Origin of the sequence: Kitasatospora sp. NPDC004615, assembly GCF_042873545.1 — a bacterium.
Classification (GTDB): Bacteria; Actinomycetota; Actinomycetes; order Streptomycetales; family Streptomycetaceae; genus Kitasatospora.
In genome coordinates this window covers 218601-234823 of the sequence record NZ_JBIALQ010000004.1, presented here as the reverse complement: position 1 = coordinate 234823, position 16223 = coordinate 218601, and the positions used below count along the sequence as shown (strand labels likewise).

15 protein-coding genes are annotated in these 16223 nt (G+C 73.7%); 6 read left to right on the top strand and 9 right to left on the bottom strand.

Going from position 1 to position 16223, the window contains the following annotated elements:
* Nucleotides 1-240: 240 nt before the first annotated feature.
* Nucleotides 241-1182 carry a nucleotidyl transferase AbiEii/AbiGii toxin family protein gene (locus ACFYS8_RS15940; RefSeq protein ID WP_387641216.1) on the bottom strand — a complete coding sequence of 314 codons (942 nt, stop codon included), beginning with the start codon at nt 1180-1182 and terminating at the stop codon, nt 241-243.
* A gap of 246 nt (nt 1183-1428) precedes the next feature.
* Here ACFYS8_RS15940 and ACFYS8_RS15935 point away from each other — a divergent pair, with 246 nt between their 5' ends.
* The 5 genes from ACFYS8_RS15935 (at nt 1429) to ACFYS8_RS15915 (ending at nt 6845) form a co-directional block, all read left to right on the top strand.
* Nucleotides 1429-1584: a hypothetical protein gene (locus ACFYS8_RS15935; RefSeq protein WP_387641214.1), complete on the top strand. Its 156-nt coding sequence runs from the start codon at nt 1429-1431 to the stop codon at nt 1582-1584.
* Nucleotides 1585-1696: 112 nt separating this feature from the next.
* Nucleotides 1697-1840, top strand: coding sequence for a hypothetical protein (locus ACFYS8_RS15930; RefSeq protein ID WP_387641212.1), 144 nt, complete (start codon nt 1697-1699; stop codon nt 1838-1840).
* 123 nt (nt 1841-1963) lie between these two features.
* The gene (locus tag ACFYS8_RS15925) at nt 1964-4351 is read left to right on the top strand and encodes a DUF4135 domain-containing protein (RefSeq protein WP_387641210.1); all 2388 of its coding nucleotides are present in this window, start codon (nt 1964-1966) and stop codon (nt 4349-4351) included.
* Nucleotides 4348-5544: a hypothetical protein gene (locus ACFYS8_RS15920; RefSeq protein ID WP_387641208.1), complete on the top strand. Its 1197-nt coding sequence runs from the start codon at nt 4348-4350 to the stop codon at nt 5542-5544. Before ACFYS8_RS15925 ends, ACFYS8_RS15920 begins: the two co-directional genes overlap by 4 nt.
* Nucleotides 5541-6845 carry a JmjC domain-containing protein gene (locus ACFYS8_RS15915; protein WP_387641206.1) on the top strand — a complete coding sequence of 435 codons (1305 nt, stop codon included), beginning with the start codon at nt 5541-5543 and terminating at the stop codon, nt 6843-6845. Before ACFYS8_RS15920 ends, ACFYS8_RS15915 begins: the two co-directional genes overlap by 4 nt.
* Here the strand turns inward: ACFYS8_RS15915 and ACFYS8_RS15910 are convergent.
* From ACFYS8_RS15910 to ACFYS8_RS15880, 7 genes are all read right to left on the bottom strand, one after another.
* Complete coding sequence (locus ACFYS8_RS15910) at nt 6832-7635, bottom strand: hypothetical protein (protein ID WP_387641204.1); 804 nt, start codon at nt 7633-7635, stop codon at nt 6832-6834. The genes ACFYS8_RS15915 and ACFYS8_RS15910 overlap by 14 nt on opposite strands.
* 234 nt (nt 7636-7869) lie before the next feature.
* Nucleotides 7870-8796, bottom strand: coding sequence for a Gfo/Idh/MocA family protein (locus ACFYS8_RS15905; RefSeq protein WP_387641201.1), 927 nt, complete (start codon nt 8794-8796; stop codon nt 7870-7872).
* A gap of 103 nt (nt 8797-8899) precedes the next feature.
* Nucleotides 8900-9205 carry a hypothetical protein gene (locus ACFYS8_RS15900; protein WP_387641199.1) on the bottom strand — a complete coding sequence of 102 codons (306 nt, stop codon included), beginning with the start codon at nt 9203-9205 and terminating at the stop codon, nt 8900-8902.
* A 95-nt stretch (nt 9206-9300) separates the two neighbouring features.
* Nucleotides 9301-10233: a LysR family transcriptional regulator gene (locus ACFYS8_RS15895; protein ID WP_387641196.1), complete on the bottom strand. Its 933-nt coding sequence runs from the start codon at nt 10231-10233 to the stop codon at nt 9301-9303.
* 174 nt (nt 10234-10407) lie between these two features.
* Nucleotides 10408-11598 carry a glycine C-acetyltransferase gene (locus ACFYS8_RS15890; protein ID WP_387641194.1) on the bottom strand — a complete coding sequence of 397 codons (1191 nt, stop codon included), beginning with the start codon at nt 11596-11598 and terminating at the stop codon, nt 10408-10410.
* Nucleotides 11599-11644: 46 nt separating this feature from the next.
* Nucleotides 11645-12676, bottom strand: coding sequence for an L-threonine 3-dehydrogenase (tdh, locus tag ACFYS8_RS15885; RefSeq protein ID WP_387641191.1), 1032 nt, complete (start codon nt 12674-12676; stop codon nt 11645-11647).
* Nucleotides 12677-13007: 331 nt separating this feature from the next.
* A complete protein-coding gene (locus ACFYS8_RS15880) occupies nt 13008-14294 on the bottom strand; it encodes a hypothetical protein (RefSeq protein WP_387641189.1) in 1287 nt (428 codons plus the stop codon).
* 59 nt (nt 14295-14353) lie between these two features.
* On the opposite strand from ACFYS8_RS15880, the gene ACFYS8_RS15875 reads away from it, so the two are divergent.
* Nucleotides 14354-14737, top strand: a complete 384-nt coding sequence (locus ACFYS8_RS15875; RefSeq protein ID WP_387641186.1) for a hypothetical protein — start codon at nt 14354-14356, stop codon at nt 14735-14737.
* Nucleotides 14738-14946: 209 nt separating this feature from the next.
* On the opposite strand, the gene ACFYS8_RS15870 is transcribed toward ACFYS8_RS15875, so the two are convergent.
* Entirely contained in the window at nt 14947-16164 is a 1218-nt protein-coding gene (locus ACFYS8_RS15870; RefSeq protein ID WP_387641183.1) for an FAD-dependent monooxygenase, read from the bottom strand.
* Nucleotides 16165-16223 lie beyond the last annotated feature (59 nt).

The window sequence follows — 16223 nt, the reverse complement described above, 5'->3', positions numbered from 1 at the left end:
GCGCAGCACGGCGGGGCCGCGGACTGCTGCTCGACCGACTGACCGGCCCGGGCCTGGCCGGCCGGTCCTGTCGGATGATCCGGCGGCGCGCGCTCGACAAGATCGGCCGGGCAGGCCGCCCCGGCGCAGCACGGCGGGGCCGCGGACTGCTGCTCGACCGACTGACCGGCCCGGGCCTGGCCGGCCGGTCCTGTCGGATGATCCGGCGGCGCGCGCTCGGCAAGATCGGCCGGCCAGGGCCTACGGATGGAGCGGGGCGAGGGCGGTCCGCAGTCGTCCGAGCCACTCGTCGGCGGTGCCGGTGATCCGGGGGTCGGCGGCCCGCAGGTCCGCCCAGTCGGACGGGGCGACGGCGAGGGTGTCCAGCCGCAGCCGCCCGGGGTGGCCGGGTTCGCGGGCGAGGACGCGGCGGAGGAGGCCCGGGGTGAGGGTGCACACTTCGGCGAGCAGGACGGCGTCGTACAGGTCCTTGGCCCGGGCCCGGCCCTCGGCGCCGTGACTGTCGGCGTGCAGCCACAGCAGCTTCCAGGCGAGCGAGAGTTCCCTGCTCGCCGTCCGCACCAGCGTCGCCCCGGCGCCGTCACCGCGTGGCAGGGCCGTCAGCACGGGCGGCTCGGGCAGCCGTTCGTCGCGCGCGAAGTCGATGCCCACCTCGCCCGCCGGCCGCCCGTCCGCCGTCCACCGCACGGCGATCCGCACGCCCGGCACCTCGCCGTCGTCCTGGTACGTCCACCCGCCGTCGACGCGGACGGAGTCGGGGTCGAGCGCGATGCCCGGGGCGGCGACCGGGTGCCGGGCGATCAGTTCGCGCAGCACCGCCTCCGGCCCGTCGGTGTCGGCCTCGGCCTCCGGCACCCAGTGGCACCCCTCGGGTGGGAGGTGTGCGCGCAGGCCGCGCGTTTCGAACTCCTCGAACGCCCACATCTCGTACCGGGCCGCGCCGTCGGCCGCCTCGGGCCACTGCTGAACCGCCGTCAACTCCTCGACGTACGGGTGGGGGTCGGCCAGGTCGACGGGCACCAGGGTGGACGGCTCCACGACCCAGTCCAGGTCGGCGGGTTCGCGTGCCGCCTCCCCCACCCAGGCGGGCAGCACCATGCTCCCGCGCAGCACCAGCGCGTCGCCCCAGGCCGAGTCCGCCAGCAACGCCACCAAGTGGTCGAGCACCGCCCGCCGTCCCACCCGTCACTCCCTTTCCGTCCCGTTCCGCGCGGGCGACAGTAGCGGGCCGCACGGACACCGGACCGGGCTGTGACAGCCAATGCTGGTGTTACGTGTGGAAGTTATGTTGACGAACCGGTTCCACTGGGTAAACACTTGCTGACGCGGTCACGTCATGCGCGGCCACGGCTGATTCGGTCCACCGCACGACGCCCCGTCACCGGATGTTGCGGTGGCCAGTCGTGCACTCTTGCCAGGAGGACTCTCGTGGAAGCTCCTACCCTGCAAGCGCCCAAGGGCGAAACCCTCGTCACCGACGCGGAGTTCGACCTCATGGTCGGCGAACTGGAGCTGGACGCTCCGGAGCACACGCCGAGTGCCTCGACCTGCGCCATCAACCACATGTACTGCGCGCTGCAGTAAGAAATCCCGGCGCGCCGTACCTGGAGCAGCTCCCCCGAAAGAACGTCGCGGTGCCGCCGGATCCGGCGGTGCCCGACTCCTGCTGTGCCACTTCTACCGACAGGAGAAACCGATGGAGACGACCGTTGCTTCCACCCTCACCGTGGACGAGGAGTTCGACCTGGTGATCGGGGACCTGGAGCAGAGCCTTCCGGCGGACAGCGCCGCGCCGACGGCCGGGACGTGCGCCCGCATCTACTGCAGCCCGTACCTCTAGGCCTCACGGCCGAACAGGCCTCACGGCCGAACAGGCCTCAGGCACCACGCAGCACCACGACGCCGCGCGGCCGGCCCGACCGGCCGCGCGGCGTCGCGCATCGACCACCCGACCAGGAGCCGAATGGAACTGCGCGACCACGGCAGCACCGGCCGTGCGCCCGAACTCCCGCCCGCGACACGCCGGTTGCTGACGGCGCTGGCCGAGGGCGGGGCCGGCCGGGCGTTCCCGCCGGTGGCCGTCCCCGGGCCGGACGGCACGCTCGCCGTCGAACGCCCGCTGGGCGGCCCGTCCGAGGCGCGGGCCCTGGAGCACGCACTGGCCGACGCCCGCTTCGCGCCGCTGCACGAGGTGCTGCGGCAGATCGACGCCTGGTCCGCGCGGGCCGGCGCCGACCCCCGGCTGATCGATCCACAGGCACTGCGGCCGGAGAACGCGGACCTGTTCGGGCCGCTGCTCACCGAGACCCTGGAGAGCTGCGTCGGCGGACCGCCCGAACGCGCCGCCGCCTTCGCCGCCGGGCGGGCCGGGCAGTTCCTGGAGTTCCTCACCCTGTTCGTCGAGCGGCTGACCCGCGACCGGCCCTCCGAACACCGGGTCACCGGCCTGTGGGCGAACGGCGACGAGACCCACAACGGCGGCCAGCGGGTGCTGCGCGTCGAATTCGCCGACGGCGCCCGGCTGGCGTACAAGCCGCGCCCGGCGACCGGCGAACTGCTCTTCCTGGCCACCGAGGGCTCGGTGTTCGCCCTGCTCGACGCGCTGCCCCCGGCGTCCGGCCCGGTCCGGCTGCCGACCATGCGGATCCGCCCGGGCAGCGGCCCGGACCGGGCGTGCTACTCCTGGCAGGAGTGGATCGAACCGCCGGACGCGTGGGGCGTCCTGCGCGCCGACGGCGGGTTCAGCCTGCGCGGCGCCATCCTCGACTCCACTGCGGCAGACCGCTACTGGCACCGCGCCGGGTCGCTGGCAGCCGCCGCGTTCGCCTTCGGGATCACCGACCTGATCGGCGGCAACCTGCTGATCGGGCAGCGCCCGGAGGACGGCGAACCGCTGCCTTTCCCGGTCGATCTGGAGGCGTACTTCGCCGACACCAAGCGCCTCTTCGAGACCGGGCTGCTGTTCGATCCCGCGGTCTCCGCGCAGCACCACACCGGCCTGGAGAACCTCGCGCGCTGGTGCGACCTGGACGGCCCCGCGACCTGCTGGCGCCCCCAACCGGACGGCTCGCTGCGCCTGGAGCGGCGAACCTTGCCGCTGACCCGGACCGAGACCCGCACCGTGGTCGGCGACACCGGGGGCCGCACCGGATACGGCCCCCACCTGACGGCCATGCTGCGCGGCATGTTCGACGCCTGGACGCTGATGTGCCGAAACCGGGCCAGGATCGCCGAGTTCCTCGCGGAGCGGGCCGCCGGCCACGTCGTGCGGGTGATCGCCCGCCCGACGGCCGAGTACCCGGACGGCGGCGAACTCCCGTTCAGCGACAGCGAGTCGGAGCAGCTCGCCCGCGGCGACGTCCCGTACTTCTTCCGCACCGCCGACGGCGGCCCGCTGCTCGCGATGCGGATGCCGCCCGGCCGCGAACTGCGCACCGACCCGGCCGACACCCCGCAGTGGAACGCGGACCGCCCGTGGCCGCCCGTCGCCGCCGTCCGCGAGGGCGGCAAGCTGGACCTCGCCGGCCTCGGCATCGCCCTGCGCGACGCGGTCGAGCACGTGTACGGCGACCTGGATCCGCAGCGAGAAGACCTGTACGACCCCGGGCGCGGAGTGCGGCTGAGCCTGCGCGGCCCCCGCGAGGGCGAGGTGTCCTTCGACTGGCCCGGGGCGGCCCGCCGCATCACCTACCGGTGGGACGAGACGGCCCTGCGGCTGCGCATCGACCCGCTGAGCAGCCCGGCCGCCGAGGTCCGCGAACGGCTGCTGCGCCTGGGCCGGATCGACGCCTCGCTGCGCGACCCCTGGGCCCGCGGGGGCTTCACCGACACCGACCTGGAGGCGAAACTCGACCGGCTGACCGCCACCGGGATCGCCTGGCTGCGCGGCGTGGTCGCCGAGCACGGCTGGCCCGGCCACGGCCTGGTCGGCAGGGAGGCCGCCACGGTCGCGAGCGCGCTGCTCCAGCACCACACCGGCGACCTCGCCTTCGCCCGCCAGTGCCTGGCGCTGATCGAGGCGGCGGCCGAGCGCGGCGACATGCACCGGCGCGACGCCGCCTACCTCGCCGACTCGCTGCGCCGGGCCGAGGGCCGCCCGCAGCTGTACGGCACGAAGTTCGAACGGGTCGCGGGCGGCGAACTGCGCCCCTGCCCGATCGAGGACGGGGACCGGGTGGACGAGCGCCGCGCGGCCGTCGGCCTCCCCCCGCTCGCCGACTACGCCGCCCTGCTGGCGGAGAAGTACCCGGCGCCCGAGAACCACCCGGCGCCCGAGAACTGCCCGGCGCCCGAGAACCACCCCGCGCCCGAGAACTGCCCGGCGCCCGAGAACGAAGGGGTCAAGGCGTGATCGCGACCGACTGGACCGAACTCCTCGCCCGGGTCTGGGGCAAGGAGCCCGCGCTGCTCCCGGCACCCGCCCCGGCCGACCCGGCCCACCTGCACCGCACGATCGTCGCCGCCTGCGAGCCGTTCCGGGCCGGCACGGTGTTCCGGACGCTGCCGCAGGTCCGCCTGCACACCGCGCTCGGCTGGCTCGGCGCGCCGGGGCGGCTGCTGCCCGACGCCGCCGACGCGAGCCCGGCCGACTACCGGGCCCGGCTGCGCGGCGAACCAGCCGGCAGCGGGCCGGACGCCGGATTCCTGCTGAGCGTCCGCCAACCCCTGCACACCGACTGGCCGTTGTGGTCGGCCGTTCGCGACACCCTCACCGAGCTGTGGCACCAGGTCGGCTGGCCGTGCCTGCCGGTCGAGGCCGAGCTGACCGAGGGCGACGGTTTCACCCACGCCCGGGGCCTGGGCCGCGCCTCCGACCACGCGGTCCTGACCTGGGTGCTGGCGGGCACCATGGAGGCCGAACTGCCCGAGACGGACGGCGGGTTCCGCGTCCTGCGGGCCACCGCCGGCGAACTGCTGTACTGGCCGGAGGGCTCGCGCTGGCGCGAACACCACCGCGACGGCTGCATGACGCTGCGGATCTCCGTCCCCCGCGCCCAGCGCCTGGCGACCGGCGCGGTCAAGAACCTGCTGGCCGAGGACGTCCGGAACCGCCTGGAGTACGACGGCACCGTGCCCCACCTGCCCTTCCCCCCGCCCACCGACCGGCCGCCCGGCCCGGCCGCCCCGATGGTCGCCGTCGGCGAGGCGGCCCGCGCGGCGGCCGGGGGCGCGGAGCTGCCCGCCGCGCTGCGCACCCGGTGGGCGGCCTGGTACTCCACGGCCGGACTGGAACCCGCACCCGAGCCCCGCGCCGACGTCCCCCTCACCCCCGGGCACCATCTGCGGGTGGCGGGCGGGATCGTCCGGCTGCCCGACGGGCCCGGCCGCTGGATCTGGGCCGTCAACGGGCACGCCTTCCCGATCGCCGGGGCCGCGGGCGAGCGGATCGCCCAGCAGCTGCGGCCCGGCCGCGAACTGACGGTCGGCGAACTGTGCCGGGCGGTGGGCGCGGACGAGCACAACGGCGCCGTGACCGCGCTGCTGCGCAAGCTCCACCGGCTGCGGGCGATCGACCTGACCGGCAGCGAGAGGACGGACCGATGACGACGGCACACGCGAGCGACCTGGCCGTCGTCCAGGGCCCGCTCGACTGGGACGAGTTCACCACGCACTACTGGGACCGGCGACCCGTGCTGATCAAGGGCGTCCTCCCGGCGCCCTACGAGCTGCCCGAGGTCTTCGCCGCCGCCACGATCGCCACCCGGCCGCCCGGCCCGCACCTGATGCCGCCGAGCGCCCAGTTCGCCGTCGGACGCTTCCAGCAGTCCGAGCCCGCGACGTGGTTCCCGCGCGCCGAGGACGGCACCTTCGACGGCTACCGGCGGCGGCTGGACGCCGAGTTGGCGGCCTTCTCGCGGGAGACCCGGTACGCGCTGATCGTGCACGCCTTCCACGCCTTCCACTCCGGCCAGTGGGAGCGCCAGCGGGCGTTCTTCGAACCGCTGTGGGAGCGCACCGGAATGCCGCTGTCGGGGGCGATCACCACGCTCTTCCACGGCAGTTACGACCACACCCCGGTCGGCGTCCACAAGGACCGCTTCGCCACCTTCCTGTTCGCCCTCGAAGGCCACAAGCGGATGCGGTTCTGGCGCGAGTGCCCGTGGACCGAGCCGGTGACCACCAAGCTGGACTACCAGGCCCACCTGGACACCTCGTTCACCGCCGAACCCGAGCCCGGCGACCTGCTGTACTGGCCCTCGAGCTACTACCACGTCGGCGAGAGCGTCGACGGCAGGGCCGCGACCAGCGTCAACGTCGGCGTGCCGCGCGAATCGCACCGCGCGGTCTACGACGTGGACGACCTGCTGCTGGGCCTGGACCCGGACGCGATGGTCGATCCGGACGCCGCCCTGGTGCGGCTGCCCGCCGCCACCGCCCCGCTGTCGGTGCCCGAACCACCGGCGGACGGCGCGCTGCCCGAGGCGCTGGAGCAGACCCTGCGGGTCTTCCAGGAGTACCGCGACCCCGGCCTGATGGCGGAACGGGTCGCCTTGCTCTCGCTCCGCAACATGAGCGCGTCCGGCCTGTGCCCCGTCCCGCCGCCCGAGCCGCCGCGGCCCCTGGACGACGGCACGGCGGTGCGGGCCCGCGCCCGGGTGCTGTACGAGCCGGTCGGCGGGGCGCTGCTGTGCGCCGCCAACGGGCACGTGCTGCGCAGCACGCTGACGCCGCCGCAGGCGCAGCCGCTGCTGCGCCGGCTCGCCGAACGGGAGCCGGTGCCGGTCGGCGAGTTGCTGGCCGCCCTGCCGTCCGCCGCCCGCGAGGAGGCCCGCCGCCTGCTGGAGGCGCTGGAGAGCTTCCGCGCCCTGACCCGCGACCAGGAGGAATCTCTCACCAGATGGTGACGTCGAGCTTGACCAGGCCGAGGTCGTACGGAATGTCGGCGATCCGGAGGGCGATCACGGCGCCCTGGCTGCTGGTCAGGCAGAGCGTCGCGCCGGCCCGGATGCCCTTGGCGTCGTTGGCGGGGCGTTCGGCGGCGGTGGCGTAGCGGAAGCTCTTGATGGTGCCGGCCCGGGCCGCTTCGCGGCAGGTGGCCTCGGTGACCCCGGTGCCGGGCGCGAGCACGGCGGCGAGGTTGCCGAGCACCAGGGTGGGCGCCGGGTGGTCGTGGGCGACGAGCTCGTAGGACTTCTGGTCGGCCTCGGGCATCGCGTTCCAGTCCTCGTCACTGACCAGGGCGGAGAGCGGCTTGTCGTTCGGGGCGTCCAGGTCGATCAGCTCGTAGCCGGTGCTGACCACGTCGATCTGGAACGAGACGGTGCGCGGCGCGCGGACGCTCGGACTGGGCTCGGCGGACGGCGACGGGAGCGGCGGCGACGGCACGGGCGTGGGAGCGGGTGGTGACGGTGGTGCGTGGGGGGTGCTGACGGCTCCGGGGGACTTGATGCCGATGGGGAGCGCCGTGATGATGCCGGCCGCGTTCATGGCGAGGACGGCGATCGTGGCGACCGTCCCGATGATGGCGAGCGACAGCAGCATGGCGCGCCGGTCCGCCGGGGTGTCGGGGGCCTCCCAGGAGATGCCTTCGCGGCCGGCGTGGAACGTCACCCGGTCCGGGTGGCCCGCGGCGGGGTGCGGGCCGTCGGGCTGCTCACCGTCGTGAGGCGGGTGCCCGGAGTCGGGTGCGGTCACGTGGCTCTCCTGCGGTCAGATCTCGTCCGCCACCGTACAGTTGCGCCGCCGGCCCCCGGCCGCCTGTCCGATGCCTGGTCAGGGGCTCGTCGGCGGCCGGTCGGCGGCTGCTCTGCTGGGCGGATGCCCCGTCCCGCGGCCGGTGGAACTGATCCTTTCGGGGTGCGCACCGATCGGGTGAATCGCTCGTTCGAGCGACCCGTGCAGGGGCCGGGGCGGTTCGAGATCCGAACGTCAGGCGGTCTCGAGGCGCTCCACGATCAGTTCGCACAGTTCGTGGGTGCGCAGCGCGTCGGTGGCGTCGAGGGTCTTGCCGGCCCGCAGCGCGTCCAGGAAGTGCAGCACCACCTGTTCGATGCCGCGCTGGCGGGCGACCGGCACCCAGTCGCCGCGTCGGCGGACGGTGGGCTGGCCCTTGTGGTCGACGATGTCGGCGAGGTTGTGGACCTCGCGCTTGGAGTCGGCGCCGGACACCTCGAGGATCTCCTCGGTGGAGCCGGAGACCCGGTTCATCAGGCCGAGCGCGGTGAACCCCTCGCCGGCCAGCGTCAGCACGACGTGCTCGACCATGCCGCCCCGGACCCGGGAGCGGACGTCCACGTGCTCGATCTCGCCGGGGGCCAGGAAACGCAGCGTGTCCACCACGTGGATGAAGTCGTCGAACACCAGGGTGCGGGCCTGCTCGGGCAGTCCCTCGCGGTGCTTCTGCAGCACGATCAGGTCGCGCGGGCGTTCGGCGGCCAGCAGGTAGCCGGGGGCGTGGCGCCGGTTGAAGCCGACCATCAGCGATCGCCCGGTGCGGCCGGCCAGGTCGACCAAGTGGCGTGCCCCGTCGAGGTGGTAGGCCAGCGGCTTGTCCACGTACACGTCGACGCCCCGGGTGAGCAGCTTCTCCACGATCGGGACGTGCTGCTCGGTGGCGGCGTGCACGAACGCGCCCCGGATCCCGGAGTCGATCAGCTCGTCCAGGTCGGTGGTCCGGAACGGGATCCGGTAGGCGTCGCCGATCCGGTCCAGCTTGGCCCGGTCCCTGGTCATCAGCCGCAGGTCCAGGCCGGGTTGCGCGGTGAGGACCGGCAGGTAGGCCTTCTGCGCGATGTCACCGAGCCCGATGACACCGATCGGAAGGGCGGCGGTGAGGTCCGTCTCGTTGTCGCTCATTCTGGGCACTCCTGCAAGGTGGTTGACGGCCGGCGCGGGCCACCCGGCAGCATATGTCAGACCGCTGTTGAGCAGTCAGGACGCGGGTGGCCCGGCCGGTTCGTCAGCCCTCCCGACCGCCCGGCACCGCCGCCGGCGCGCCCAGCATGCTGCGGAAGTCGGCGACCGCGCCGGGCAGTTGGCCGGCGTAGCCGCCCTGCGCCAGGCGCAGCACGAAGGCGACGGCGTCGTCCGGGTGCGGGTCGGTGTAGGGCTGGTGGTTGTAGTCGAGGAACAGCGTCTCCGCGTTGGCCGCGCGTATCCGCGCCACCAGGGCGGCCCGCCGCTCGGCGCGCTGCGCGGGCACCCAGGCGTGGCGCCGCGGATCGTGCTGCTCGTCCTGCTCCTGCCTGCCCTGCTGCTGCTCCATCGCGGCGCGCCCCCTCCCGGTTCCGTCGGTTCGGGCACCGACGGTAGTGAACCGGAAGCACTCCGTCCACCGATTTAACGGCGGCGGGAAAGCCGTCAGACGGCTTGCCCGGCGCGGCGGTCGAGGTGCCCGGCGGCTTCGGCGAGGGCGTGCAGGACGGGCCGGATCAGCGGGTGGAGCTCGGCGCCGGCCCTGGTCGCGGCGAACACCTTGCGGGTGGCGAGGGCGCTGGTGACGGGGCGGACGGCGACCCGGCCGCGGTCGGCGGCGCGCAGCGCGGAGCGGGGGACGAGGGCGACGCCCGCGCCGGCCGAGGCGAGTGCGGTGACGGCGCTGAAGTCGTCGGAGGAGTGCATCAGCCGGGGCTGGAAGCCGGCGTTCTCGCAGGCCAGCAGGACCACGTCGTGGCAGGGGTTGCCGGGGTAGGGGCCGATCCACGGTTCGTCGGCGAGTTCGGCGACGGCGACGGGGCCGGTGCCGGCGGCGAGCGGGTGGTCGAGCGGGAGGACGGCGTCGAAGGGTTCGGCGTACAGCGGGAGCCGGGTGAGCCGCCGGTCGTCGGGGCGTGGCGCGCCGCGGTACTCGACGGCGACGGCGATGTCGGCGCGGCCGTCGAGCAGCATCGGCAGGCTGGCGTCGCCCTCGGAGTCGCGGGCCTTGACGCGCAGGCCGGGGTGGGTGCCGGCGAGTGCGGCGATCGCGGGGGCGAGGACCATGGCGATGCCGGTGGCGAAGGCGGCGACGGTGACTTCGCCGGCGGCGCCGGAGCTGTAGGCGGCCAGGTCGGCCTCGGCGCGCTCGAGCTGGGCGAGGACGGCGTCGGCGTGGCCGAGCAGGATCTCGCCGGCGGCGGTGAGGCGGACGCCCCGGCCGTCGCGGACCAGCAGGGTGTGGCCGGTCTCCTGTTCGAGGGCGGCGAGCTGCTGGGAGACCGCGGAGGGGGTGAGGTAGAGCGCGGCCGCCGCGGCGGTCACGGTCCGGTGGTCGGCCACGGCCCGCAGGGTCCGTAGCCGTCGTGCGTCGATCACGGGTCAATTCTGCCAGCGCCGCGGGACTGCTCCGTACGGGTGGCCGGAGGGTGGCGCGGGGAGCCGGGGGGTTGGCTCCCCGCGCCTTCGGCGGGCCGCCCGGGGGATGGGATGGGGGCGGCCCGTCGCGGATGGCGCGGTTGAGGGTTCGGCCCGCGCCAGGCTGTGGGGGTCCTACTCGCCGAGCGCGGCGCGGGCGTCGATGAACGCGGCGATGGCGCGCTCGACGTCCTCGGTGCTGTGCGCGGCGGACAGCTGGACCCGGATCCGGGCGGCGCCGTGCGGCACCACCGGGTAGGAGAAGCCGATGACGTAGACGCCGCGCTCCAGCAGCAGCTCGGCGAGGCGTCCGGCCTTGGCGGCGTCGCCGACCATGACGGGGGCGATCGCGTGCTCGCCGGGCAGGATCTCGAACCCGGCCTCGGTCATCTTGGTGCGGAACAGCTCGGTGTTGGCGGCGAGCTTGGCCCGCAGGTCGTCGCTGGTCTCCAGCAGGTCGAGCACGGTGAGCGAGGCGGCCGCGATCACCGGGGCGAGCGAGTTGGAGAACAGGTAGGGGCGGGAGCGCTGGCGCAGCAGGGCGACGATCTCGCGGCGGGCGGCGACGTAGCCGCCGGACGCGCCGCCGAGGGCCTTGCCGAGGGTGCCGGTGATGATGTCCACGCGGTCCATCACGCCGTGCAGTTCGGGCGTGCCGCGGCCGGTGGGGCCGACGAAGCCGACGGCGTGCGAGTCGTCGACCATGACCATCGCGTTGTAGCGGTCGGCGAGGTCGCAGATCTCGGCGAGCGGGGCGATGTAGCCGTCCATGGAGAACACGCCGTCGGTGACGATCAGCCGGCGGCGGGCGTCCTGGGTGGCCTTGAGCTGCTGCTCCAGGTCGGCCAGGTCACGGTTGGCGTAGCGGTGGCGGCGGGCCTTGGAGAGCCGGATGCCGTCGATGATGGAGGCGTGGTTGAGGGCGTCGGAGATGACGGCGTCGCGCTCGTCCAGCAGGGTTTCGAAGACGCCGCCGTTGGCGTCGAAGCAGGACGAGTAGAGGATGGTGTCCTCCTGGCCGAGGAACTGGGAGAGCCGCTGCTCCAGTTCCTTGTGCACGTCCTGGGTGCCGCAGATGAAGCGGACGGACGCCATGCCGTAGCCCCAGCGGTCCAGCGCCTCCTTGGCGGCGTCGACCACCTTGGGGTGGTCGGCGAGGCCGAGGTAGTTGTTGGCGCAGAAGTTGAGCACCTGGCCGCCGGTGCCGGAGGTGACGGTGATCTCGGCGGACTGCGGGGTGCCGATGACGCGTTCGGGCTTGAAGAGGCCGGCTTCGCGGATCTCGGCGAGGGTGGCGGCGAGGTCGTCGCGGACGGTGTCGAACACGGGGGTGTCGCTCCTAACGAAAGTCAGCGGGCTTGCCGAGAGAGGCTTACAGCGTGGTCCAGTCGAGGATGACCTTGCCGCAGTTGCCGCCGGCGGCCTCGTCGAAGGCGGCTTCGAAGTCCTGGGCGGCGTACCGGCCGGTGATCACCGGGCTGAGGTCGAGTCCGCCTTCGAGCAGCACGGACATCGCGTACCAGGTCTCGAACATCTCGCGGCCGTAGATGCCCTTGATGGTGAGCATCGAGGTGACCACGGCGGACCAGTCGATCGGGAACTGGTCGGCGGGCAGGCCGAGCATGGCGATCTTTCCGCCGTGCGTCATGTTGGCGATCATCGACTGCATGGCCTCGGGGCGGCCGGACATCTCCAGGCCGACGTCGAAGCCCTCGCGCAGGCCGAGCTTGTGCTGGCCGTCCTCGATGGTGTGCTGCGAGACGTCCAGGGCGAGGGTGACGCCGAGCTTGCGGGCCAGCTCCAGGCGGTACTCGGAGACGTCGGTGATCATCACGTTGCGGGCGCCGGCGTGCTTGGCGACGGCGGCGGCCATGATGCCGATCGGGCCGGCGCCGGTGACCAGCACGTCCTCGCCGACCATCGGGAAGGACAGCGCGGTGTGCACGGCGTTGCCGAACGGGTCGAAGATGGCGGCCACGTCGAGGTCGACGGGGACGCGGTGCACCCAGACGTTGGAGGCGGGCAGGGCGACGTACTCGGCGAACGCGCCGTCGCGGTTGACGCCCAGGCCGATGGTGTTGCGGCACAGGTGGCGGCGGCCGGCCAGGCAGTTGCGGCACTTGCCGCAGACCAGGTGGCCCTCGCCGCTGACCAGGTCGCCGACGTTGATGTCGGTGACGGCGGCGCCGAGCGCGGCGACCTCGCCGACGAACTCGTGGCCGATGGTCATCGGGGTCTTGATGGTCTGCTGGGCCCAGCCGTCCCACTTGCGGATGTGCAGGTCGGTGCCGCAGATGCCGGTGCGCAGGACCTTGATCAGGACGTCGCTCGGGCCGATCTCCGGTTCCGGGACGTCGGTCATCCACAGGCCGGGGGCGGCGTCCAGCTTGACGAGTGCCTTCACTGCGAGGGCTCCTGACGCGAAGTGCGGGCGGTCCTGCGGTCGGCAGGCCCGGGGTCGGCCCGGCGTGCGGCGGTGGACCGCCCGGGCAGGGTGAAATCTGCCTGGTCACGGGGGGTGCGGTCCATCGAGGAATTCTTAACGGGTGCCACAGCTGGGCTGAACGATCGTGCCCGAGCAGGGTGGCGGGGCGGCCTGCGGCGTGCCGTGATCCACCCGGACGGAGCAGTGCGCCGGGGCTCCGTCGGCCGCGCTGCGCGCCGCGCATCCCTTGACATGGTCTTGACAGTCTGGGTTGCACCGGCCCTCCCCCACCGGGACCGGTGCCGCCTCGTCAGAACGGCGGCGCTCCCCAACCAGCCTCCGGCTCCCCCGAGTTGACCCCGGCACCCCGCTGCCCTCCTGCGCCGCCGCTCACCACCGGCAGGTAGTGCGCCAGGTACGCGAGGTGCTCGGGGTCCACCTCGTCCGGCCGCCTGCGCTCCCCGATCGCGTCGATGAGGCTGCCCTCGACGAAGAAGCGGTAGGCGAAGAGCTCGGTGCTCGGCGCGTTCCAGAACAGCTCCGGGGGCTTCGGCACCACCAGCTCGCCGTCCGGCCCGTAGTAGTCGCCCGGGGCGCTGGTGAGGTCGCGGTCCGAACTGACCACCGCCGACTGCCCGTTGTGGTGCAGGTACAGGTACCAGACGATGCAGCTCTGCTGGTCCCGGAAGAACGCCACCAGCCGGTCGGCCGGATCGAGCGGGCTGGGCACCGGGCCGGACACGTCCGTCCACGCGCCGCCGCCGACCCGGTCGAGGCAGCGGTGCAGACCGGACCTGGTGATCAACGCCAGGAAATCCGCCGGGAGTTCGAGCCCGTCCCGGGCCAGCTCCGCCGCGATCGGGTCCGTCACGGCGGTACGGTAGTCCAGCGGTTCGCCGATCTCGCCGAACCACGCGTAGTCGCCGACGAAGGACGCCTCGTCCAGCGGCGGCACGCTGTCCAGGGCGTAGGCCTGGAACCAGGCGAAGGTCCGGTCCCGCCCGTCGTACGGCCGGTAGGGCCCGATCCCGTACCCGGCCCAGCACGCCGGCAGCCGCACCGCCTCCGGGCCGTCACCGATCACGCCGTGCGCCGCCGCGACCACCCGCGCGGGCGGGCTCCGCCGCACCTCCGGCAACTGGACGTCCGGGTGGCCGAGTTCGCCCGGCAGCGGGTCCCGCTCGGACGGGTGGACCGGCGCGGGCCCGGTCGCGGGCACCAGGATCCGCCCGAGGTCGTCGCGCCGGTCCTCCGGCCACCGGTCGTCGATGGCCCGGGCGGCGGCGGTGCAGTCAGGACACTCGTCCCGGCCGCCGCCCCACATCCCGAACGGCGACCCGGCCAGGTCCGGCCGCTCGATCCCGCACAGCGTGCGGCGGAAGTACCCGTACGCGTGCCGCCGGGCGTCCGGCAGCATGTCCGTCCAGGCCGCCTCCCACCGCAAGTCCCACTCGCTGTACGCCTGCCGAACGATCGCGCCGTCGCCACCGACCCGCACGACCGCGAAGCACCAGGTACAGATCCAGACCTCACGCGTCCACCGCGAAGGCGGCAGATCCCACTTGGCCAGGTCGTGCTCACAGATGTCACAGCGCATGACGCATGATCATGCCGCCCGCCCCCGACAGCCGCTGTCCGGGCACTATGCTGCGCCGCGTGACCGAGCCATCGAACATACGTCTCGCCGAGCTTCTCGACAGCCGGGACGGGCACGCGCCCGCGCCCGAGGCCGTGATCTCCGCGCTGTTCGAGGGCGGGGCGTTCATTCCCGTCACCGCCGACTGGAAGGTGATGTTCCTCCCCGACGACGAGATGCCCCCCACGCTGCTCGGTTTCACCGGCGCGGACGTCGGCGCGGAACTGCTGCCGTCGGCCTCCGCGATGGTGCATTGCGACGCGGCACGGCTGCGGGACATTCTCGAGAAGACCGGCGTCGCCCGGCTCGGGATCCGCTCCCGGAACTGGCAGGCATTCTTCACCGCGCAGATGCTGAGCGAGTGGGCGTCCTACGGATCCGAGGCGGAGCTGAAGCTCGACTGAGCCACCGACCCGGTCGCCGTCGCCCTGCGCGACGCGCTGGTCCGGCGGATCCGCGAGTTCGACCGCCAGGGCCTGGACACGGTCCGCCACGACCCCGAGTCCGGCCAGGTCCAGGTGATCTCCCGCGAGTACGACGACCCACCGGCGGACAGCCCCGCGCCCCTGCCCCCGGCCAGGCGCCACTGGTTCGGCCGCTCCTGACGGCGAGTTCAACTCCGCTGCGAAGACAGCACGTTGGCGTAGTCCGGCAGTTCGACGTCGCCGGCCTTCGCGGCCTGGGCCTCCATCAGGGTGCGCAGCGGGCGGCGGGTCATCCAGCGCATGGAGGCGGCGCGCAGTGCGATCATCGTGCGGCCGTTGGGGGCGTAGCCCGCCATGCCGCCCGGGGGGAGTTCCTGGGCCTTGGCGGCGTAGGGCTTCATCCGGTCCTGGAAGCGGGCGAAGGCGGTGGTGAAGTCGCCGTTGGCGGTGGCGAGCTCGCCGGCCAGCAGGTAGGCGCCGACCAGGGCGAGGCTGGTGCCGAGGCCGGTGAGGGGGGTGGGGCAGCAGGCGGCGTCGCCGATCAGGGCGGTGCGGCCGCGGGTGTAGCGGTCGAGGCGGACCTGGCCGAGGTGTTCGAAGAAGAAGTCGTCGGCCTCGGCCATCGCGGCGAGCAGCCGGTCGACCTCCCAGCCGGCCCCGGCGAAGCGGTCGGTGAGCAGGCGCTGCTGGGCGGCGCGGTCGCGGCGGTCGTGGGCGAGGGGGGCGGAGCGGAAGCTGAGTCCGGCCTTGACCTCGCCGGGGGCCCGGCCGGGGCGGGCCATCGCCACCCGCCCGCCGGGGGCGTTGTACATCAGGAACCAGTCGTCGAGGTCGAGTTCGAGGCGGGCGGTGAACCACGCGGTGTAGCCGCCGATGGGGACGAAGTGCTCGCTCTCGGGGCCGAAGGCGAGGCGGCGGACGGTGGAGTGCAGGCCGTCCGCGCCGACCACCAGGTCGAAGCGGCGGGGCGGGGCGTTCTCGAAGGTGACGTGCACGCCGTCGGCGTCCTCCCGGAGGGAGGTGATGGTGTCGTCGAAGAGGTATTCGACGTCGTCGGCGGTGGCCCGGTAGAGCACGGTGGCGAGGTCGTCGCGGAGGATTTCGAGGTCGGAGACGATGCCTTCGCCGCCGAAGAGTTCGGTGGGCAGCCGGGCGATGTGCTTGCCGTTCCGGTCGACCAGTGCGAGGCCGCGCTGGTCGACGGCGACCTGCCTGGCCTGGTCGAGCAGGCCCATCCGGTCGATGACGGTGCGTCCGGCGCCGCGCAGGTCGACGGCCTGTCCGCCGGGGCGGGGCGCGGGGGCGCGTTCCACCACGACGGGACGGAAGCCGGCCTTGCGTAGCCAGTACGCCAGGGTGGGTCCGGCTATGCCGCCGCCGGAGACGAGGATGTCCGCGTTCTTCATGACACCGAACGTACGCCGTACGCTCCGCACTACGCAACCTGCAACGACCGGGTTTCAGC